This is a genomic window from Cloacibacillus sp. An23 (assembly GCF_002159945.1).
GTDB lineage: Bacteria > Synergistota > Synergistia > Synergistales > Synergistaceae > Caccocola.
In genome coordinates, this window is sequence record NZ_NFJQ01000005.1 from 132636 (window position 1) to 152935 (window position 20300).

A 20300-nucleotide genomic window follows, 5' to 3' on the forward strand; every position below is an offset into this window, starting at 1 on the left:
TTATTTTTGTTTGCCGTCCGTTACGCCGCAGAGCGGCGGCACCTCGGCCAGGCAGGCGCAGGCGCGCCACGCCCCGGCGGCGAGATGCTGTTCTCGGCTGAAATTACCAGTCGCGACGCCTATTCCGCGCACTCCCGCCGCGGCGGCGGCCTTCATGTCTATATCCGTGTCGCCTACGTAGACGGCCTCGGACGGTTCGGCGCCGAGGCGCGCGAGCGCCGTCAGCAGCGGCTCCGGGTGCGGCTTCGCGTGAGTCACGTCCTCGAGGCCGATTATCACGTCGAGCCTGTCGGTGATGCCGAGATATTCCGCCGGATTGCGCGCGTAGCGCCTGTTTGAGACGAGCCCGGTCTTTATCCCCGCGCCGCGCAGCGCGTCGAGCGTCGAAAGCGTGTCGGGGAACAGGCGCAGCAGCCGGCGCTCCTCTGCGCGGAATTTCGCGCGGTATTCCTCTAGCCACTCCTGGCGGAACTCGCCCCAGTACATGCGCCAGCTGTCTTCTATCGTGAGGCCTATCGCCGCCATGACCGTCTCGCGCGGCACGGGGCGCAGCCCTTTGAGCTTCGCGAACTCGTTCGTGCAGTGCTCTATGCCCCAGCTGCTGTCAACGAGCGTCATGTCGAAATCGAAAAGCGCCGCCTTTACCGGCGCTGTATCGCGCGGCGTCATTCCTCCGCCCCCAGCACGAAGCCCTTGAGATAGTCCGTCTCTGGAACTCCGAGCAGCGCCGGATGGTCCTCGGGCTGATGTATCTCGCGCACGACGCGGCATGACATCCCGGCGTCGCGCGCCGCCTCGGCGAGCACGTCGAAAAGCATGTCGCGCGTGAAGGCGTGGCTGCACGAGAGGAATACGAGATGGCCGCCGGGGCCTAGCCGCCGGAAGCCCCGCACGGCGAGCTCCTTGTAGCCGCGCCGCGCCGAGTCGAGCTGCCCCTTAGAGGGCGAGAAAGGCGGCGGGTCCATGATGACGAGGTCGTACCTCTTGCGCTCCGCGTCTATCTCGCGCATTATGTCGAAGGCGTTGCCGCAGACGAACTCCGCGCGCGAAACGTCGAGGCCGTTGAGCGCGAGGTTGTCCTTCGCGCGCGAGAGCGCCGCCTCGGACTGGTCTATCGCGGTGACGCGGGTAGCCCCTCCCCTGAGCGCGCTCGCCGTGAAATGCCCCTGATAGCAGAAGCAGTCGAGCACATCCGCGCCATTATAAAGCGGCTCGAGCAGAGCCGGGACGTGCCGCACGTCGAGGTACGCGCCGGTCTTCTGCCCGCCCGCGACGTCAACGAGCTCCGTCAGCCCGCCTATGCGCACGCGCAGCGGGCCCTCCGGAATCTCGCCGAGCAGCGGCTTCACCTCGCGCGGTATGCCCTCCTTGTCGAGGTGCTTCGTGTCGTTGCGCAGTATTATCGCAGATAATTTTCTGACCTTGCGGAAAATCTTCGCCACCTCGCCGGCGTGGCGGTACCAGCCGTAGGCCGACAGCTGGAGCGACAGCACGTCGCCGTAGAGATCCGCCGTGACGCCAGGCAGGCGGTCGCCCTCGCCGTGTACCCAGCGGAAGCTCTCCTCGCCCGCGCACCAGCGTTTGCGCGCTTCGAGGGCCGATTCGACGCGCGAGCGCAGCAGCGCCATCTGGTCAGGCTCGCGCGTGCCTAGCGACAGCACGCGGATACAGAGCGCGCTCTCGCTCCACAGCCCCCAGCCCAGCACCGCGCCGCGCCTGTCTGCGAAGGCGACGATGTCCCCGGGCGCGCAGGCCGGGACCTGAAGCAGGCTTCCCCGGAATATCCACGGGTGGCCGCGCTTCGCCCGCTCCGCCCCGGCGTCGTTCAGCACCGCGCGCCGCAGAAGTTTTTTCTGCGAAGTCACCGGCGTTTGTCCCTTTCTATCACGGCGAAGGCGTCGTGATTATGTATGCTTTCGTGGCTCGTCACCGAGACGCGGAACCAACGCACGCGCTCGTCGGCCTGCATCGCGAGCGCGAGGTCGCGCACGGCGTCCTCGACGAACCGCGGGTTTTCATAGGCGCGCTCCGTGACGAACTTCTCGTCCTCGCGCTTCAGCAGGCTGTATATAGGCGCGGAGGCGCACCTGTCGGCTATCTCTATAAACTCTTCGAGCCACACGAACGACGCGAGCCGCACCGCTATCGAGGCGTGCGCGCGCTGGTTGTGCGCGCCGTACTCCGAAATCTCCTTGGAGCACGGGCAGAGAGTCTGCACCGGTATCTCGACCGTCGTCACGAGGTCGAAGTCTTCTCCGAGCAGCGCCGCGTCGAAACGCACATCGCACCTCACGCGCCCGCGCGCTCCGCTGACGGGGGCCGTCTTCGTTATAAAATAGGGGAAATCGAATATCGCGTGCGCGTCGCTCGCGTGCAGCCGCTCCTTGAGATTGGCCAGAAGCCCTTCCATATTATGGAAAGTCACCTTCTTCTCCTGCGCGCTCAGCACCTCGACGAAACGGCTCATGTGAGTGCCGCGGTAATCCCGCGGCAGCGAGACCGAGAGGCTCACCTCCGCCACAGTCTCCTGCACGCCGTTCTCGCGGTCCGGCACCGATATCGGCCATGAGATGCCGCTGATCCCCACGCGGTCTATCGCTAGATTTCTGTCGTCGGCTTCGTTCTGAACGTCACGCATCTTTTACGTCCTCCCTGCGGCAGATCACGGAAGAGCCCTCCGTCTCCCAAAGCTGAACTTCAAACAGCCGGCAGTTGTCGCGGCGCAGCGGCGCGTCGAGCTCGCGGAAGATCCAGCGCGAGATATACTCCGCCGTCGGCTGCGGGATGACGTCGTTTATATAGGCGTGGTCGAGCCTGTCGAGCACGAGCTCCGTCACGGCCTTTTTCAGATCCACGAAGTCGTAGATCATCCCCTCCGCGTCCGGCTCGCCCTCGAGCGTCACGCGCAGATGATAGGTGTGCCCGTGGAGCCTTTCGCACTTGCCGTGATAATGTATCAGATTATGCGCCGCATCAAACTTGAAGTCCCGGCACAGCAGCATTACAAAATTCCCCCTGAATTTATATAGTATCTTTATTCTACCACGCGCCGCCGCTTTTCAGCGGCACAGGGTTTTTTCAACAATGCCGCACAGCGCGTGGCCGAACAGGATGTGCATCTCCTGTATCCTCGGCGTGGCGCTCGACGGGACGCATACGCAGAGCCCGGCTTCGCGCGCGAGCGCGCCGCCGTCTCCGCCTGTCAGGGCTATGGTGCGGATTCCCATCTTCTTCGCGGCGCGGACCGCCTCAAGCACGTTCGCGCTGTTCCCGCTCGTCGATATCGCGAGCAGCGCGTCGCCCGCGCGTCCGTGCGCCTCGAGCTGACGCGAGAATATCTTGTCGAAGCCGTAGTCGTTGCCTATCGCGGTAAGAGCCGAGCTGTTGCACGAAAGCGCGGCCGCGTCGAGCGGCTCGCGCTCCGCGAGGTAGCGGCCCGAGAGCTCAGCCGCAATATGCTGCGCGTCCGCCGCGGAGCCGCCGTTGCCGCAGACGAAAAGCCTGCCGCCTCCGCGGAGCGACGATATTATCACGGACGCCGCGGCCCCGGCCTGCGCCTCGAGCGAACGCATCGCGCTCACAACCTCGGCGTGCTCGCGGAGGTCGCGCGAGAACGAAGCGCGCGCCGCGCCGTCCTCGAACTCGGCTATAGCCTTCGCGGCATCGCGCAGGTTCCCGCAGTTCAGCGTGCCGCGCGCACCCTTCGCGTACTCCTCCGCGCCGTAGCCCGTCATTAACAGCACCGACGGAGCGCCCAGCGCCTCAGCCATCTCGAGGTCGCTTTTCTTGTCTCCCATTACGAAGGCTACGTCCGCGTCGGAAAAGCCGAGCTCCTCCTGAGCGCGCCGGACGAGCCCGAGCTCCGGCTTGCGGCAGCTGCATCCTTCGTCCGGCCTGTGCGGGCAGTGGAACCAGCCGCTCACGCGCACGCCCGAGCAGGCGAGCATCTCGTCCACGCGGAGGTGGACGGCGTTCATCTCGTCCTCGGTGAAATAGCCGCGCCCGATGCCGGACTGGTTCGTCAGCACGACGAAGCTGTAGCCCATCCCGGCAAGCATGCGCAGCCCATCCGCCGCGCCCTCGGTGAGTTCCGCGCCGTTCGGGTCGTGCAGGTAATTTTTATCTTTTATGATAGTTCCGTCTCTGTCGAGTATTATCCATCTTTTCATTTTGAATGGGATATCCTTTCTATAACGGATGTGGTCGAATATCCGTCCGTAAGCGGCAGTATAACGACCTCGCCCGCGTATTCGCGTCCCGCGACATCCTCCGGGCGGTAGTCCCCGCCCTTCGCAAGCACGTCGGGACGAAGCACGGAAAGCAGCTCAGCCGGCGTGTCCTCGCCGAATACGACAACGGCGTCCACCGCCTCAAGCGCGGAAAGCACCTTCGCGCGCGAAAGCTCGCCGTTAACGGGACGGCTCTCGCCCTTCAGCCTCTTCACCGAAGCGTCGGAGTTGAGGCCGACGATCAGCCGGTCCCCGAGAGCCCGCGCCGCGGTCAGCGAATCTATATGCCCGGCGTGGAGTATGTCGAAACAGCCGTTCGTAAAAACAATTCTCTCGCCGTTCGCGCGCCATCTGCGGCAGAGCTCCGCCGCGTCGCCGCGCGAATATATCTTGCCGCCGGACTGCGCGCCCTCCTCCGCGACCGCGGAGAGAAGCTCATCCGCCATTATCGGATATGTGCCGACCTTGCCTATTACTATCTGCGACGCGGCGTTGGCGAGCTTCGCGGCGTCGCACAGCGGGAGCCCCGCTGACGAGAAGGCCGCAGCCGCAGCTATCATGGTGTCGCCCGCACCGGAAACGTCGTAGACCTCGACGGGCCAGACAGGGATATGCAGCGCCCCGCCGCGTGAGACGAGCGTCGCCCCCTTCTCAGAGCGCGTCGCGAGAATATTTTCTATACCGTAACGCGAGGCCAACTCCGACGCGGCCTCCGCTACCTCGCCGTCTTCGTTCGCGACGGCGCGCCCAGCCGCGGCGGAAAGCTCCTTCAGATTCGGCGTAATCGCGAAAGCGCCGCGGTACGGCTCCCAGTCTGATTTCTTCGGGTCAACCCAGACCTGCATACAGGCGGAGCGCGCGAACGATATGACGCGGCGGCATAGCTCCGGCGAGCAGAAGCCTTTGCCGTAATCGGAAAGCAGGACGAGCCGCGAACCGGCGGAAGCGGCCTCCCTTATCTTTGAAACGACGCGCTCTATATCCTCGCCGCGCGGCTCCGTAAGCTGCTCGCGGTCGAGCCGCAGCATCTGTTGGCGTCCGCCGCCGAGAACGCGCGTCTTGACAGTCGTCGGGCCGAGCGGCGTTATACACTCAGTATCCGCCTCCGCAAAAACGGGCAGAGCCATGAGAGCCGCGCCCTCCGTATCGTCCCCGACGCTTCCGGCGGCGTACACGCGGACGCCCAGCCCCGCGAGGTTCGCCGCGACGTTGCCGGCGCCGCCCGCGACCAGCCGCTCCGACCGCACGCGCACGACGGGTACCGGAGCCTCAGGCGAAATGCGCGACACCTCGCCCGTCACATAACGGTCGAGCATAAAATCGCCCGCGACGACGGCGGGAAAACGCCGGAACCCGCCGAGCAGAAGCTCGCGGGCAAGGATCATCGTTTCGTGTGAAAAATTCGCAGAAAGCCTCATCGTCCGTCCCCGAGATCAAATTTTGCGCGGCCGCCGTTTTTTCCGTAAACCGCGCCATTTTAGCTAATTGTATCATTACGCACGAAATATTAGCGGAAATCGCGCGGCAAAACTAATATAATAATAACCGTATCAAATCAACACAACGGGGTGGTAACATGGAGAAGAAAACCGTAACTATACTGCTCGGCAGCCCGCGCAAAGACGGAAACACCGAAACCATAGCCAAGGCGCTCGCCAAGGGCGCTGAGGAAAACGGCTGCGAAGTGCGCACGCTGCGGCTGCAGGGGAAGAAGCTCAACGGGTGCATGGACTGCCGCCACTGCTGGGCGACGGGCGCGCCCTGCGTCCAGAAGGACGACATGGGCGAAGTCCACGAAGCGATAGCCGCCGCGGACGTCATCGTCTTCGCGTCGCCGCTTTACTTCTATTCGTGGAGCGCGCAGATAAAGCCCGTCTGGGACAGGCTGCTGCCCTTCTACGCCGAAAATTCTAAGATAGACGTGCGCGGCAAGAAAGCCGTGCTCATATCCGCGGCCGGCGACACGGAACCGGAATGCTTCGGCGGGCTCAAAGAGTCGTTCCGACTCGCCTGCGGCTACACGCAATGGGAAATCGCGGGCGAAATATACGCGCTCGGCCTATACCCGAAGGACGCGGCTGCGAACGAAGGCCAGAAATATATAGAAGAAGCGTACGAACTCGGAAAGAGGCTGTAAAAAATGAAAAACTGCGTAGTGACGGGCGGAGCCGGATACGTCGGCAGCCATTGCTGCAAAGCTCTGGCGCAGGCCGGATACACCCCTGTAACGGTGGACAATCTTTTCCGCGGGCACAAAAAACTGGTAAAATGGGGCCCCTTCCGCGAATGCGACGTGCTCGACACAGACGGGCTCGTAAAGATATTTGAAGAATTCAAGCCCGAAGCCGTCTTTCACTTCGCGGGGCTCACATACGTCGGCGAATCCGTGGCGAAGCCGGAGGACTACTACCGCGTCAACACTGCCGGCACTCTCTCGCTGCTATCCGCGATGCTGCGCTGCGGCTGCGACAAGATAATCTTCTCGAGCACCGCCGCGACCTACGGCGACCCGCGCTACACCCCGATAGACGAAAAACATCCGCAGAACCCGATAAACCCGTACGGCTGGAGCAAGCTCTTCATCGAGCGCATGATGGAAGACTTCTCAGCCGCCCACGGCATAAAATTCGCGGCGCTGCGCTACTTCAACGCCTCCGGCGCGGACCCGGAGTGCGAGACGGGCGAACTGCACGAGCCAGAGACGCACCTTATCCCGCTGATACTCTTCGCCGCCCTCGGACGGCGCGAGAACATCAAAATTTTCGGACGCGACTACGACACGCCCGACGGTACGGCCGTGCGCGACTACGTCCACGTCACAGACCTCGCCTCGGCCCACCTTAAAGCCCTCGAAAAGCTTGAATCGGACGGCGTGAACCTAAAGCTCAACCTCGGCACCGGCTCCGGTTACTCCGTGCTCGAAGTGATAAAATCCGTCGAACGCGTCTCCGGCAGAAAAGTCCCCGCGCTGGACGCGCCGCGCCGCGCCGGAGACCCGCCTGTGCTGGTGGCGGACTCCGCCGCAGCGCGGCAGACGCTCGGCTGGGAGCTGAAACACTCCTCGATAGACGAAATCGTCGAAACGGCGATGCGCTGGCACGAGAGGAACTGAATGATACGCCGCGGAGGGGCTTCGTTTACAGAGCCCCTCCGTTTTGTTTCTAGCATATTGACTGAAGTCATATGCGTATGTAATCATATTGGCGCTTGGCGAAAAAGGTGTACTTTTTTCGCCGATTCCCTAACCTTTTCAAGATAACGCAAAAAACATCGAAAAACGGCAAAAACATCTCTTCGGCATCAAGATACTAATGATATGCCTGTAAAGAGAAATAAATCATACGTGGCGAAAAAAGTACACCTTTTTCGCCGCCTGCTATTGCGCCCATAATTGAAGCTGAATGATATCCTGCTTTGGAGGTTATGCCGTTTGCTCTTCAACTCGTACGTTTTCATATTCATCTTCCTTCCGGCGACGTTTATCATATGGCGCTCGCTATGCGCAAAGAAAAAGACAACGGCGGCGATATACTGGCTGCTCTCGGCGTCGCTCTTCTTCTACGGCTACTGGAACCCGCCATACCTGCTCCTGCTGTTGGCCTCGATAGCCGTCAACTTCACGATACAGCGCATGATAGCGAAGACCGCCCCTTCAAGGACGGCGAAGCTGTGGCTGACCGCCGGAGTGGTCATGAACCTAGCGCTGATAGGATACTACAAATACGCCGACTTCTTCGCCTCTAACATAGCGCTGATGACAGGGACCCCGTGGCGGCACATCGAAATATTTCTCCCGCTCGGAATATCCTTCTTCACATTCCAACAGATAGCCTGCTTAGCTGATACGTACCACGGCAAACTCGGCATTATTCCGTTCCGTCATTACGCGCTCTTCGTCTCATTCTTCCCTCAGCTCATAGCGGGGCCGATAGTGCTCGCCGACAAAATAATCCCGCAATTTTCCGATAAAAGGATATTCTGCCTCTCGTGGAAGAATATCTGCATCGGGCTGACGCTCTTCTCGATAGGGCTTTTCAAAAAAGTAATCATCGCCGACACCTTCTCGCCGTGGACGGCGCTCGCCTTCGAAGCGGAGCATCCGCTGACTCTGCTCGAAGCGTGGGGAGGCGCTCTCGCTTACACCATCCAGCTTTATTTCGACTTTTCCGGCTACTCCGACATGGCGCTCGGGCTCGCCTCGTTCTTCAACATAAAGCTGCCGCTCAATTTCAACTCGCCATACAAAGCCCGCTCCATCATTGACTTCTGGCGCAGATGGCACATGACGCTCTCGGCCTTCCTGCGCGACTATCTCTACATTCCGCTCGGCGGCAACAGAAAGGGCAAAACGCGCCGCTACGTCAATCTTATGATCACGATGCTGCTCGGCGGACTCTGGCACGGCGCTGGCTGGACCTTCGTGATATGGGGCGGCCTCCACGGCCTTTATCTGACGGCCAATCATTTCTGGCGCGAGCACAGCCCGGTGCGGCTTCCGTCGTTCTTCTGGTGGCTGCTGACGTTCCTGTCCGTAGTCATCGCGTGGGTGTTCTTCCGCGCAGAATCCGCGTCGCAGGCAATAGAGATATTAAAAGGCATGGCCGGCATGAACGGCTTCGTCGTCCCGTCGGACTACGTGCCCGGCTGGCTGGCCTCGATTCTCTCGTCGCTTGGAGTATCCGTGCTCGACTACACGCCGATGTGGGCGTTCGAGCGCCGCGAGATAATCAATATAACGCTCGCCGTGCTCGCGTGCGTCTTCGCGCCGAACGCATACGAAATAACGTCAAGAGCCGACTTTACGCGAAGGCAGTGGCTCACGGCGGCGGCCGCCTGCACACTGGCGCTCACGTCGGTGCTCTCAATGTACCACGTTTCCGAATTCCTCTATTTCCAGTTTTAAGGCGGTGCCGCGAAGATGCTGAAAAATAAAATTTACAGGAAATGGGCCGTACATTTTTTATCTATTTTTGCAATCGTCACGGCCGTTACAATGGCGATAAACTACGCGGTAGACCCGATGTGGTGCTTCGATCACGAAACGCCGTTCGCCGTATGGCGTGAGGTCATAGACGAACGCGAACAAAAAACCAATCTGCTGCGGTTCAGGGATTTCGACATAGACGCTTTAGTTATCGGCAGCAGCCGCGTCATGCAGATTGATCCGGAACAAGTCGGAGAAAACGCCTTCAACATGGGCTTCTCAGCCTGCATGCCTCTGGAATATCCGACGCTTATGGAGGTTTTTTACCGTACGAAACGACATTATCCAAAGAAAATACTTGTCGGCCTCGACTTCTTCGGGGCCGGCGTCAACTACGCGAGCGGAGACAGCGAGAACAGGGCGCTCCAATCCCTGGCTCAACTCAATGAAAACGCGTTCGTTTACAAACTTGAAAAATTGGCCAGCATCGAGCTTGCGCGCAAGAGCGTCAACTTGATCCGCAAAAATATGAAGATAGATGAAGACGGCATAGCATACGCGGACATAAAATACAGTTCCGGATACATGGGGACGAAAGCATATTATCCCCCGGCCGCCGATATAGAGCAGAAAAAGAGCATGTGCAGGAGCATTTATTACGATTTCATGAAAATATACGAATTTTTCGAGTACAGCGAACATTACAAAGAATATCTGTCATCTCTCATCAAACCGCCGGTGAACGCCGAGGTCATGCCGTTCGTCACGCCTGAGGGAACTTTAACGATGCGCCTTATAGCGAAAACGCCCGGGCGCCTCGACGATTACGAAAGGATGCTGCGCGAGTCGGTCGAAGTTTTCGGCGGCGTATGGAATTTTATGTACGTCAACTCGGTCACGTCGAACCACGAATACTGGCGCGAACCAAGCCACTGTCTCGACCAGGTCAACGAATGGGTGCTGGAAAGGATGTTGGGCACAGGAAATCCTCCGTCTGACTTCGGCGTGTACGTCACGCGCGAGAATATAGACGAGCACGTCAAAGAAGTGCGGGCGCAGCTTATCGCTCTGCGCGAGACAAAGGATTCTTGGGACACATTCATGGACGAATGATTTTTAGAGTTTTATCTCCTCCATGGCCGTGTACCAGTGTCCGCCGCTGTCCTTAAAGGAATAATACAGTTTCCATTCACAGACACCGCCATCTTTCACGAGCGCGGCTTTATACAGGCTTTCTTCTCCCGCCTCCGAAATTGGGTCGAGGCGTCTGCCGTGAATCACGCGCCAGTTTAACCCCAGGTCGGAGCTTTTCGCAAAAAATATTGAGTGCCGTCCTGCATCGTTCTTCGCGCAGAACGCCATAAGCAGACGCCCGCCGTCCTCCGCCATGTCGATATGCCACAGGCTGAAACCATCCGGCATTCCGTCAAGCGCGGCGTCCGCCACATCCGTCAGAGACGACAGGCCGGGACATTCTGCGCGTTTCATCTTATATTCTCCGTTTTCCTCATCCACGTACCAGACAAAATAACGTCCGCCCACCTTCAGCACGGCGGGCGACATGAGTATTCCAGCGCGGTTTGTAGGAGTCTTCACGGCCTTCAGAGTTTTCGGCGCGCTCCATTCCGCTCCGTCGCGAGACGACGTGACGAAGAGCGTCACCAAAAGAAAATTTTTCTCTTCGCGCACTTCTCTGTAAAAAAGAAAAACTTCGCCGTCTTCGTAAAACAGAGCCGGATCTGAATTATACCCCGTCCAGTCGGACGGCGGCGCGGCAACCGGCGATTTTCCGCCTTGCGGCAGACGCCATGAAACGCCGTCATAGCTCACAAGAAATTCAGGGTTTTCAAAATAGACTATGGCTTTCGGAAAAGGCGTCACCGCCATCAAATAGCGCCATTTCTCCGCGCCGAAGCCGTCTGGGATATATAACACGTCTGGATGCACGGTTTCGCCGAAGCCGGAAGTCATGGACAAATCCAGCATGACGGCGTTTTCGCGCCAGGAGCGCGGCGGTGCGGCGACGCTGCGTCCCTCTTCATACTGCATCATGTTCCAGCGTTTTTTAACGCCGCCGCGGAAAGAAGAGGAAAACAGGAACGGCGCGTTTACGCTGAGCTGCATCAAAAGGCGAAGCGATTCTCTCTTTATTTTTGAGAAATCCATCGGTCTGTCCTCCGTTTATATTCGTGCGCTCGCATTATAATCCACGCACAATGCGCATAAAATTTCCAAAAGCGATCGTGTTTGTCTGATTTTCCAGCACCCATTGTCTCGGCTCACACTCCGGCAGGATCGCAAGCCCGTGCCGCAGTTCGTCAAAGTCATGCCACTTGGCTCCAGTGGAGGGCGTTATGTATGGCGCCGCGTCGCGTCCTCGCGCGAGCACGTCTTCCGATTCGTACACGAACGTCGGCCTGTTCATCGACCATGCCTGAGTGAGCGCAAGCCCCTGCGTCTCGCTTCCGCCGAGCACGACCATGAAATCACACCACTCCAGCAGTTCTTTATAATCGCCGGGGACATACGTGCCGTATTCAAGCGTCCTTACTTCGAAGCCGGCGCGCTCTAGAAAGCCCGATACGTCAGGCGCGTTTTTATCCGAACGTTTTATATAAACCAGCGCACGGCGCATTGCGCTGTTGTCTTTCATATCCAACGGCAACCATAAATTTTCGTCCACGCCGGCGGCGTAGACACGAAGATTTTTGATCACACGTCCGGCATCGCGGCACTCATTCATATATGCGGCGCGCACCCATTCTGAGGCAAGGAAATAGCAGTCCAGCGCGTCGGAAGTTACTATCCATCCATGTTCCGACGGTCCCTCGTGACATATCATCGGCCCTGCGATGAGCTTATCGACGACTCCGGAGCGCTTCCACTTTATCACATCGCGGAGCACGCGCCACGAACAGGGAACGTAGGCGACGCTGCCCACGGTCTCTTTTCGCGTCGGATTTACGAGCAGTTCGACATCCGGAAAATATTTTGCGCCTTTGATGAACGAATCGACGAGATCCTGATGCCCGCCGAGCGTGTACGAGCACGTCCACGCTTTATAGGCGTCGCCGCGAAGCCTGTATTTCAGATAATTGAAACGCCGCTCGCAGTCTTTCGCAAAGCGCTCCAACGGAGCCAGAGGTTTTGTAAAAAATGATATGCGCATCGTCAGCCCGCTTTCCGCCGGAGAGGAACGCCCCCGCGTCCGTTCCGTTTATTTGTCTCCGCGCGAATATTTTAAGGCATAATAGGCCTTGAGGCCAAATATCCTGATAAACGGCCTGTAGATGTATCTCCTGTGGAACTTGGTGCTGTAATCCATGAGGCGGAAACGTTTTTCAATCTCGCTGATTAGTTCTTCATCCCATTCTCCGCTCAGCTTGATCCCGCGAAAGCTCCGCCAGTATATGTACGATATCACGCCGAGCAGCGTTTTTCTGAACTCTGGCGACAGGTGCTGAGATTTTGAAAATTCCATGAGCGAGTCGGATACCTTGATGAGATCTGTAAAACTTTTACGTGTTTCAGGTATTCTGGTAAGCGAGCCTTCTCTTATTCTATAAACATAAATAGAGGCAGGGAAATACTCTACTTTGCGCGCATAAGAAAATATTTTCGGCAGCCATTCCTCATCTTCTGATTCAGCCCCGTTATAAAAATATATTCCATTATTAACTATAATATCCCTTAATATGCACCTAAGCCATACTACATTCTCAAAACAAGAATTCCTTTCACACCGAGTCCAGACATCTTGTCCACTGCCAGACATGTCTTTAGATTTTTCGTTTCTAATTACATGCCTGACCATTCGACCATTTTGCTTGCAACGGTCAAATTCAACTATATCCGCGTCGCAGGTGGAAAGGTAGTCGATTAGGTGGGAAACTGCATCTGGAGTCAGATAATCATCGCCGTCAACAAAGAAGAAATATTTGCCGCTTGCAGCGTTTATTCCTGCATTTCTCGCTGACGATACTCCACCGTTTACCTTTTCAACGACAATGAGAGGAAGATCTGTCTGTCTGTCTGTCTGTCTGTAATTTTTCAGTATTTCGCCGGTGCCGTCGGTCGAGCCGTCGTTCACGACGATAACCTCGGTTCGCGCCGCAGCCTCTTCCGGCATCCCGTCAAATATTGAGTCGAGGCACTGTCTTATGTACTGCTCGACGTTATATGCAGGAATGATTATGCTTAGCAATTTGCCGTTATCCATCGCAGTGCCGCCCTTTCTCTTTTTATCTTTATCTCTGCGTCAGGCGTTTCGCCGCCGCAAACACTTCCGACGCGCCTATATCTTCAAGGCAAAGGCGCGAGCATTCCAGCTTCTCACATCCCTTCTCAGGGCAACCGCAGAAAAAGCAGGCGCCGAGGCTTTCCATGTACATCGTCCCCGCGCCGGGGAAATTCGGTCCGAACAGCCCCGCCACTGGCTTTCCGAGCGCGCGCGCTATGTGCATCAGGCCGGTGTCGCCGGATATTACCGCGTCCATTTCGGAGACGAGCGCTATCGAGCCTTCTATAGATGTGCGCCCCACCATATCCGTCACGAGCGGCGACTTCGCTCCTTCGCATATTTCGCGCGCCGCGCGCGCCTCGTCTGCGCCGCTTCCCATTAGGTACGTGCCGTATCCCGCTTCCGACGCGAGGCGGCAGAACTCTATCCATCTGCGGACGGGCCATCTTTTAACGGCGGCGCTCGCGCCTATGGCGAGGCCGAGTTTTTTGCGTCCGTCCTTCGGCACGCGCCAACCGTCGCTCACTCCGCGCGGAGCGCAAAGGTATGAACCGCATTCGCTCATTTCGCGCGACGTGTCCATGAGGTCTGAAAAATCAAAGTCCGTATGAGTGAACGGAAATCTGTGTATCGGGCAGTAACGCTTTTTTATCCCGGATAACAGCGAAAACAGGCTGCTGCGGTCGGAGCCGTGCATATCGACGAGTATGTCGAATCCCATGCGCCGCACCTTTCTAAGCAGCTCGAGATAGCCTCGGTTGCCGGTGTTCTTCCTGTCCCATTCCATAACGGCGTCCACCCACGGCTGCGCGCGGACGATTCCGGCGTAAAGCGAATCAACGAGCCACGTGAGGCGGAAATCCGGGTGCTTTTCCTTTACGCGCATGGCTGTGTAGTTGGCGAAGATTATGTCGCCGAGAGATGAAAATCTGAGGAAAAGAACTTCTTTGCGCTTGTCTGCCAACGCGCGCGCCTCCAGTCCGCCGTACAGGTTTATGATATATATAATAGAAATCCGCCGGGGCCGCGGCTCTTTGACGGTAGAGCCGCGGCGTGTTACAATCCTCTCAGGTGGTTCGTCTACCGGAGGTACTTGAGCGCCAACTCAAGCAGCCTCACGAGCAGTTCAAACAAAGGGGCGTATCGGAGCAGGAGAGCACCGAAGGTACGCCCCTTTCGCTTTGCCCCGGTACGAGAGCGTCTGCGCGCTTTGCCGCCGCGGCTCAGCTTTCCCCGAGAGGTTTTCCGACCGTTCAGCCGTTTTCACCTCCCTTCGGGGAGAACCTTCTTACTCAGAGCGCCCAGCCCTGAAAGACCGTCAGAGAGTATTATACGATATAGTTTTCAAAAACGCCTCAGAGCGCGGCGCGATAGTCTTCTATTACCCGGCGGTAAAGCTCCGTGGTCTCTCCCGCTATTCGCGCAACGCCGAACTGCGCGGCCCGTTCGCGCGCGCGAGCCGCCGTCTCCGGCAGGGAAGCTGAGCTAAGGGCGCGGCGAAGGCCGTCGGCTGTCGAACCCGCGTCACCGGGCTCGGCGAACCAGCCGTTCACGCCCTCTTCTATGATGTCGAGCGGCCCGCCCGCCCGAGTCGCTATCGCCGGAAGGCCGCAGGCCATCGCTTCGAGCAGCACTATGCCGAACGGTTCCGGCTCCTTCGACGGAAGTACGAAGAGGTCGGCGGCCCACATGTACTGGCGTATGTCCTTCGCGAACGGGAATATTTTTATATTCTCGCGAAACGGCGATTTTTCGGCGAGCGCGGCGAGTTTGTCCCTTTCCTCGCCGTCTCCGACTATCCAAAGAACGGATCTGTCCGCCTCGGACGGATTTTCCGTGAGAAATTTGCCGTAACCGTTTATGAGCACGTCGAAGCCCTTCCAATCGACGAACCGCCCGGCGCCGAGGACGGCCTTCACGCCGCCGGACACGCCGAGCGCGGCGCGCCTCTCCGCGCGCACTTTCTCGTCGCGCGCATATTTTGAAACGTCTATCGGGTTATGCACGACGGCGATTTTACCTTCCGGCACGCCGAGCGAGGCGAAATATTCCTTGACCGAGGAAGAGCATGCCGCGTAGAAATCGCCGTCTTTGTGGTACTTGAGCTTAGGATATTTGTCTATCGTCTGAAGTACCGGGACGTTTTTATGCTTTCCCCACCAGCCGCCTATTTTCGCGGCGGAGGAAAGGCGCGTGTGTATAAGGTCTGGGCGGAAGCCGTCTATAAATTTGCCGAGCCTTGTGTTGGTGAACGGCAAAGCCTGAGACAACGGGCGGCAGAGGCCAAACTCTATACCGGCTTTGTCGAGCCGCTCCGTAAGCGTGCCATAATCGCGGCAGGCGACGAAATTTTCAACGCCGAGCCGCGCAAGCTCGGAGAGAAGCTGAACCCACGTCTCCCCCCACGCGAGGTTGCTTTCATCGACGTAATGAAGCACGCGCATATCAGCGCGCCTCCGAGCCCGCAAGCACTTCTTTATATATCCGCTCATCCTCGTCGGCCATCCTGGCGAGCGTCGGCACTGACGAAAGCGGGATATTCACCTTCGCGCGGCGAGTTTTTATGAAATCCGCTATCGCCTCGCGCCACGCCGCGACGTCGCCTGGCGGCAGGAGATTTTCCGAACTTCCCGCCATCTCGCTGACCGGCGGAATGTCCGAAGCGATCACCGGAATGCCTATCTGGACGGCGCGCGCAAGCGTCAGCGGCATACCCTCGGTGTACGACGGGAAAAGCAGACACGACGAACGCGCCATAAAATCGTCGGCCTTATCGGAATAGCCGTGGAACGTAACGCGCCCCGTAAAGCCGCGCTCTTTCGTTATATTTTCAAGCTCATCGCGCATCGGGCCGTCGCCCAGGACGTCGAGCGTCCACTCCGCATCCTCCGGCATCGCGCGCAGCGCGTCGTGCAGCCCCTTGACAGGCGACAGCCGCCCGACGAAGAGGAACTTCACCGGCCCGCGCAGGTTTTCCTCGCTCCAGCGGACCTTCGGCTCGTCAAGGCCGTTCAGGACGACCTGCGTATTGTCGTAAAAACACGCCTTCATGCCTTCGCGCACGGCGTTGCTGACGCATATCACGCGCGCAGCGTCGCGGTACGGCGCGTATATCCACGGCGATTTGTTGCCGAAGACGACGTGAGCCGTCACGATATACGGAACATGCGCGGAACCTGCCGCCCAGCGCGCGATCCACGCCGGGACGCGCGAGTGCGCGTGAATGAGCTGAAAGCCCTCGCGCCGCGCAAGCGCCGCGATCTCCCGCGAGCAAGCCCATATCGTAAAAGGATTTTTTTTATGCACAGGCATATCGACGTGGCGCACCGCGCCTGAGAGCTGGCTTTGCATTTTGCCGCCCGCCGATATTACGGTAATCTCGTGCCCGCGGGCCGTAAGCTCGTTCGACAGGTCTATGACATGCCGTTCTACGCCGCCTATATCAAGTTCGGGAAGGATTTCGATGATTTTCAAAAGGCGCACCTTCTTATCTTTTGTTGAAACGCACGTAGTACGTCTTGTAGTAGAGCCTCGGAAACAGCAGCGCGTACAGAGACTTTATAAAAACTCCAGGCTTGTCGAAGAACGAGCGAAAACTTCTGAAAAGTATGCCGCGCACATTTTTATCCGCAAGCATTTTTCTGTAATCATCATCAGCTCCGCTTGCCGCATAGACGGCGAGCATACGCTGAAGGCCTATCGGTATGACGTATGTATCTACAATATGCTTTGCGGTGTGGGTACGCATGTGGCTCCTAATGAACGCGGCTTCGTCGAAATGAGCGTCAGTATGATGCTTGTAGCGCGTTATCATTTTTTCGCGCGACGATTCGGATTTTCTCGTACCCATGTTTTCATGCTGAAGATATATGTAGAGGCAGTCTTTTACAAACGACACCTTCGCGCCGGCCGCTATGACTTTCGTCACAAATTCCACGTCTTCACCGGCCGTCCTCCCTTCGGTAAGACGTATGCCGTTTTCCAAAAGGAATTCGCGTCTGTAGATCGCGGCCCACAACATAGCCGTTATCCTGTTTAAAAGGCGGCGGCGCAGAAGTTCGTCCTGCGTCATCGCAAATGCACCGTCTATCGACGGATACAGCTTTTCTTTCCCGTTCGCCGCGTCGCGCGTTTTGTAACCGCAGAAAGCAGCGTCTCCGCCGTTTTCCGAGACGCTGCCGTAAAGCCGGGAAATGAAATCATGCTCTGCAAGGTCGTCCCCGTCGAAGAATATCACGTATTCGCCCCGCGCCGCCATGAGTCCCGTATTGCGCGCGGCGGACACGCCTTTGTTGCGGTCGTGGCGCATCAGCCTGTGCTCGACGCCCGACTCATCCAGAGCGTCGCGCGCGCGCTCAAAGGTGGAGTCGTTCGAGCAGTCGTCCACGACAATTATTTCAAAATCTCTGAATGACTGCGCGGCGAGCGATCCAACCGCAGCACCTATCATAGATTCCAGATTATAGGCCGGGATGACGACGCTGACTAACGGCATATGTGACGCCTCGAGTTCATAGGAAGTCTACCGTTTTTCCGCATTTCTCTTCACTCCGAACAGCCCTTTTGTGAATATATACGGCAGCGTCCATATATGACCTCTGAAGATGTTGTCGAGTATCTGTTTTTTTACGCGCCGCACGCAGTCGGACGAGTGGAGATGCGCGTACGGCGACGACGACAAATCATGAAGCATCGTCCGTATCAGCTCGTTCTCGCTGCGGCAGTACGGCGTAAGCCTGAGATAACGCCAGTACAAATCGTCTACATACGGGCGCGTGCAAAGCACCCACGGCTTAGCCGCTCCTCCCGCCATATGCCAGATCGAGCCATAGAGCGTTTCTTCCGTCGCACCAGACGCGTCTATATGGTTGAACCTCTCGTCTATCAGTAGTTTATCGCCGGCGAAGATATGGTTGAGGCAGTCCTGGTCGGCAAGCGTGATACACTTACGGTATTTCGCGTAGAAATCGGCGACGGCTTCGAGGAAATCATATTCCTCACGAAGCTTCTTCAAATTCAGAAGAAGGACCCCGGCGTTAAAATATTCGCCGCGCTTTACGCCGAGCATGCGCCACGCCTTATCCAGCCGCCACGGCAATGGCTTCCCTTTCAGATAGTCGAGCGACCACACGTCGCGTACGGCGGCGACTGCGCGCCCGTCGAGAGGGACGTTCCACAGCTCTGCTATATCCATATTCACGACTATGTCGCAGTCTAGATAAATGATTTTGTCTTCAGCGCATATCTCAGGCAGCAAGAGCCGGAAGAGAGTCCCGCGCGCGCCGTCGAGCGTCAGACGGCTCACGTCTACGCTGCCGGCGTCAAGCATATTCTCGACGTTGATGAACTTTATTTCCTGTCCGTAGGACGACGACAGCCGCGTCAGCTTGTCACGGTTGTCGCCCGTGAGCGTGTCGTCATGTACTATGTGCAGGCATACGGGATGCTTGGTGTTCGCAAAGACCGACGCCATCGTAACGGCCGCGTGACGGCAGTAAGTACCTTTAGGGTCGCAGAAAGCCAGCGCTATGTGGATTTTGTCGTTCGCAGACATCGCGCTGCCACCTTTTATTCAGTAGTAGCAGACTGAGGCGCAAAGCCGCAATCTTTTTTTTCACGCGTCTCAGGCAGCGCTGCAATAATGCCCATGGACGCCCAGAAAATGACGGCAAGATCCCTGCGCGCCTCAAACACGTCGCCTGTCATGCCGTAAACCAACTGCCCGCCGAGCATCACGAGGAAGATAAGATGCCACGGCACACCGTTTTCAATACGAAAGCGTCCTCGCCAGCATTTTTTTATCATCATAAAAAGCGCAGCTACGAAGAGAAGAACCGATGGAACGCCGGATGAGACTGCAAGCTCGAGGTACATGTTGTGCGCGTGGCTGCGCGCGACGAAATCAAGCTTGGCATACTCAGTATTTTCTTTCAGAGCGCGTCCGTAGACCTCTTCCAGATTCTTTCTTCCGTATCCGGCTATCGGACGATCTGCCACGAGGCCGGAGACTATGCGCCAAATCGACGACCTGTGGTTGGTCAGCGATTGCGCGTCCCGAACGGAAGATATTTGGCGAAGCTCTACTTCAAAACGTTTCTGTATGGCGCCGCCGGAAATATGGTTGAAAGCCGCCAGCACGAGCACGCCAGCGCATATCCCGGCTCCGATGCTGACAAGTTTAATTTTCCCGGCGCACGCAGCATAATATAGTATGAACGGGAGCATGAGGAACACCGTGAGCCACGCTCCGCTTGCGAACGAGATGAAGAGAGTCACCATGCTGACGATGCACGAGAAATATTTCAGAAAGTATCGTTTTTCCCATATCCACAGGGCGTAAAAGAAAATATACGGAACAGCAAGCACAGGATACAGCCCAAGAGTGTTGCCGTTCATCGTAAGACGTTTAGGCAAAGTGAACGGGAGCGGAACGTAAGCCTTGATGATTATCAGGCAAAAGATGAAAGTCGTAAGAGGAACGAAGAATTTGATGAACGTCTTCCGCGCATCCTCCGAATCAAACAGCCGCACTGCGAAAATGTAGCCAACCAGAAGTTCAAGGTACACCGACGCGCCTTGGCCCCACACTTCAAAATCCGTCATGAAGAACACATTGGCGAAAGCGCTCCAAATGAAAAAGACCGTCATTACGATAGAAATATCCTTGCATGACTTGCTTTTGAAGGATACCAACTTATCTTTATATCTCACGCGCCCGTAGATCAGCAGCCCGAGGACGAGGACATAGCCGACGTAGTGTACGGCGGGGGCGAATATGGTGAAAATTATCGATGTCAGATAGATATATCTCGCGGCGATTTCATACGAAACATCGTACAGTCTCATCTGCTTCGATTCCTCTCCTATACTGATGCAATTAAATACATTTTAGCACAGCGCTTTACAA

The 20300-nt window shown here is 57.4% G+C and carries 19 protein-coding genes; 4 read left to right on the forward strand and 15 right to left on the reverse strand.

Annotated elements, in window-relative coordinates:
* From B5F39_RS06280 to rfaE2, 6 genes are read right to left on the reverse strand one after another with little or no spacing between them, the layout of a single operon-like run.
* The gene (locus B5F39_RS06280) at nt 1–669 is read right to left on the reverse strand and encodes an HAD-IA family hydrolase (protein WP_087365065.1); all 669 of its coding nucleotides are present in this window, start codon (nt 667–669) and stop codon (nt 1–3) included.
* Nucleotides 666–1865 carry a class I SAM-dependent rRNA methyltransferase gene (locus B5F39_RS06285; RefSeq protein WP_087365067.1) on the reverse strand — a complete coding sequence of 400 codons (1200 nt, stop codon included), beginning with the start codon at nt 1863–1865 and terminating at the stop codon, nt 666–668. Before B5F39_RS06285 ends, B5F39_RS06280 begins: the two co-directional genes overlap by 4 nt.
* Complete coding sequence (folE2, locus tag B5F39_RS06290) at nt 1862–2638, reverse strand: GTP cyclohydrolase FolE2 (RefSeq protein WP_087365069.1); 777 nt, start codon at nt 2636–2638, stop codon at nt 1862–1864. Before folE2 ends, B5F39_RS06285 begins: the two co-directional genes overlap by 4 nt.
* A complete protein-coding gene (gene queD, locus B5F39_RS06295) occupies nt 2631–3002 on the reverse strand; it encodes a 6-carboxytetrahydropterin synthase QueD (RefSeq protein WP_087365071.1) in 372 nt (123 codons plus the stop codon). The genes folE2 and queD overlap by 8 nt, the downstream gene beginning before the upstream one ends.
* Nucleotides 3003–3059: 57 nt before the next feature.
* Nucleotides 3060–4169, reverse strand: coding sequence for an HAD-IIIA family hydrolase (locus B5F39_RS14230; RefSeq protein ID WP_158095956.1), 1110 nt, complete (start codon nt 4167–4169; stop codon nt 3060–3062).
* The gene (rfaE2, locus tag B5F39_RS06305) at nt 4166–5647 is read right to left on the reverse strand and encodes a D-glycero-beta-D-manno-heptose 1-phosphate adenylyltransferase (RefSeq protein WP_239391146.1); all 1482 of its coding nucleotides are present in this window, start codon (nt 5645–5647) and stop codon (nt 4166–4168) included. The genes B5F39_RS14230 and rfaE2 overlap by 4 nt, the downstream gene beginning before the upstream one ends.
* Nucleotides 5648–5805: 158 nt before the next feature.
* Between rfaE2 and B5F39_RS06310 the strand changes: the two genes are divergently transcribed.
* The 4 genes from B5F39_RS06310 to B5F39_RS06325 all read left to right on the forward strand — a co-directional run bounded on the left by B5F39_RS06310 (nt 5806) and on the right by B5F39_RS06325 (nt 10266).
* On the forward strand, nt 5806–6366 hold the full coding sequence (locus B5F39_RS06310) for a flavodoxin family protein (protein ID WP_087365073.1): 561 nt from the start codon (nt 5806–5808) through the stop codon (nt 6364–6366).
* Between the two features lie 3 nt (nt 6367–6369).
* Nucleotides 6370–7341 (forward strand): UDP-glucose 4-epimerase GalE, encoded by a 972-nt coding sequence (gene galE, locus B5F39_RS06315; protein WP_087365075.1) that lies wholly within the window; start codon nt 6370–6372, stop codon nt 7339–7341.
* Nucleotides 7342–7659: 318 nt separating this feature from the next.
* Nucleotides 7660–9132 carry an MBOAT family O-acyltransferase gene (locus tag B5F39_RS06320; RefSeq protein ID WP_087365077.1) on the forward strand — a complete coding sequence of 491 codons (1473 nt, stop codon included), beginning with the start codon at nt 7660–7662 and terminating at the stop codon, nt 9130–9132.
* A 15-nt stretch (nt 9133–9147) separates the two neighbouring features.
* A complete protein-coding gene (locus B5F39_RS06325) occupies nt 9148–10266 on the forward strand; it encodes a hypothetical protein (protein WP_087365079.1) in 1119 nt (372 codons plus the stop codon).
* Between the two features lie 3 nt (nt 10267–10269).
* On the opposite strand, the gene B5F39_RS06330 is transcribed toward B5F39_RS06325, so the two are convergent.
* The 9 genes from B5F39_RS06330 to B5F39_RS06370 form a co-directional block, all read right to left on the reverse strand.
* A complete protein-coding gene (locus B5F39_RS06330; RefSeq protein WP_087365081.1) occupies nt 10270–11319 on the reverse strand; it encodes an exo-alpha-sialidase in 1050 nt (349 codons plus the stop codon).
* A 34-nt stretch (nt 11320–11353) separates the two neighbouring features.
* On the reverse strand, nt 11354–12322 hold the full coding sequence (locus B5F39_RS06335; RefSeq protein ID WP_087365083.1) for a hypothetical protein: 969 nt from the start codon (nt 12320–12322) through the stop codon (nt 11354–11356).
* A 48-nt stretch (nt 12323–12370) separates the two neighbouring features.
* Nucleotides 12371–13372, reverse strand: a complete 1002-nt coding sequence (locus tag B5F39_RS06340; RefSeq protein ID WP_087365085.1) for a glycosyltransferase — start codon at nt 13370–13372, stop codon at nt 12371–12373.
* A 28-nt stretch (nt 13373–13400) separates the two neighbouring features.
* Complete coding sequence (locus B5F39_RS06345; protein WP_087365087.1) at nt 13401–14357, reverse strand: glycosyltransferase family 9 protein; 957 nt, start codon at nt 14355–14357, stop codon at nt 13401–13403.
* Nucleotides 14358–14748: 391 nt separating this feature from the next.
* Nucleotides 14749–15837, reverse strand: a complete 1089-nt coding sequence (locus B5F39_RS06350) for a glycosyltransferase (RefSeq protein ID WP_158095957.1) — start codon at nt 15835–15837, stop codon at nt 14749–14751.
* A 1-nt stretch (nt 15838) separates the two neighbouring features.
* The gene (locus tag B5F39_RS06355; protein ID WP_087365090.1) at nt 15839–16867 is read right to left on the reverse strand and encodes a glycosyltransferase family 4 protein; all 1029 of its coding nucleotides are present in this window, start codon (nt 16865–16867) and stop codon (nt 15839–15841) included.
* A gap of 13 nt (nt 16868–16880) precedes the next feature.
* The gene (locus B5F39_RS06360) at nt 16881–17888 is read right to left on the reverse strand and encodes a glycosyltransferase family A protein (protein WP_087365092.1); all 1008 of its coding nucleotides are present in this window, start codon (nt 17886–17888) and stop codon (nt 16881–16883) included.
* Between the two features lie 27 nt (nt 17889–17915).
* Nucleotides 17916–18947 (reverse strand): glycosyltransferase family 8 protein, encoded by a 1032-nt coding sequence (locus tag B5F39_RS06365; RefSeq protein WP_087365093.1) that lies wholly within the window; start codon nt 18945–18947, stop codon nt 17916–17918.
* 14 nt (nt 18948–18961) lie between these two features.
* Nucleotides 18962–20239 carry an O-antigen ligase family protein gene (locus B5F39_RS06370; RefSeq protein WP_087365095.1) on the reverse strand — a complete coding sequence of 426 codons (1278 nt, stop codon included), beginning with the start codon at nt 20237–20239 and terminating at the stop codon, nt 18962–18964.
* Between the last annotated feature and the right edge of the window lie 61 nt (nt 20240–20300).

Coding starts and splice junctions, on each gene's coding strand:
- B5F39_RS06280 (WP_087365065.1), bottom strand. CDS start 669: ATGACGCCGCGCGATACAGCGCCGGTAAAGGCGGCGCTTTTCGATTTC.
- folE2 (WP_087365069.1), bottom strand. CDS start 2,638: ATGCGTGACGTTCAGAACGAAGCCGACGACAGAAATCTAGCGATAGAC.
- queD (WP_087365071.1), bottom strand. CDS start 3,002: ATGCTGCTGTGCCGGGACTTCAAGTTTGATGCGGCGCATAATCTGATA.
- B5F39_RS14230 (WP_158095956.1), bottom strand. CDS start 4,169: ATGAAAAGATGGATAATACTCGACAGAGACGGAACTATCATAAAAGAT.
- rfaE2 (WP_239391146.1), bottom strand. CDS start 5,647: ATGAGGCTTTCTGCGAATTTTTCACACGAAACGATGATCCTTGCCCGC.
- B5F39_RS06310 (WP_087365073.1), top strand. CDS start 5,806: ATGGAGAAGAAAACCGTAACTATACTGCTCGGCAGCCCGCGCAAAGAC.
- galE (WP_087365075.1), top strand. CDS start 6,370: ATGAAAAACTGCGTAGTGACGGGCGGAGCCGGATACGTCGGCAGCCAT.
- B5F39_RS06325 (WP_087365079.1), top strand. CDS start 9,148: ATGCTGAAAAATAAAATTTACAGGAAATGGGCCGTACATTTTTTATCT.
- B5F39_RS06330 (WP_087365081.1), bottom strand. CDS start 11,319: ATGGATTTCTCAAAAATAAAGAGAGAATCGCTTCGCCTTTTGATGCAG.
- B5F39_RS06335 (WP_087365083.1), bottom strand. CDS start 12,322: ATGCGCATATCATTTTTTACAAAACCTCTGGCTCCGTTGGAGCGCTTT.
- B5F39_RS06340 (WP_087365085.1), bottom strand. CDS start 13,372: ATGGATAACGGCAAATTGCTAAGCATAATCATTCCTGCATATAACGTC.
- B5F39_RS06350 (WP_158095957.1), bottom strand. CDS start 15,837: ATGCGCGTGCTTCATTACGTCGATGAAAGCAACCTCGCGTGGGGGGAG.
- B5F39_RS06360 (WP_087365092.1), bottom strand. CDS start 17,888: ATGCCGTTAGTCAGCGTCGTCATCCCGGCCTATAATCTGGAATCTATG.
- B5F39_RS06365 (WP_087365093.1), bottom strand. CDS start 18,947: ATGTCTGCGAACGACAAAATCCACATAGCGCTGGCTTTCTGCGACCCT.
- B5F39_RS06370 (WP_087365095.1), bottom strand. CDS start 20,239: ATGAGACTGTACGATGTTTCGTATGAAATCGCCGCGAGATATATCTAT.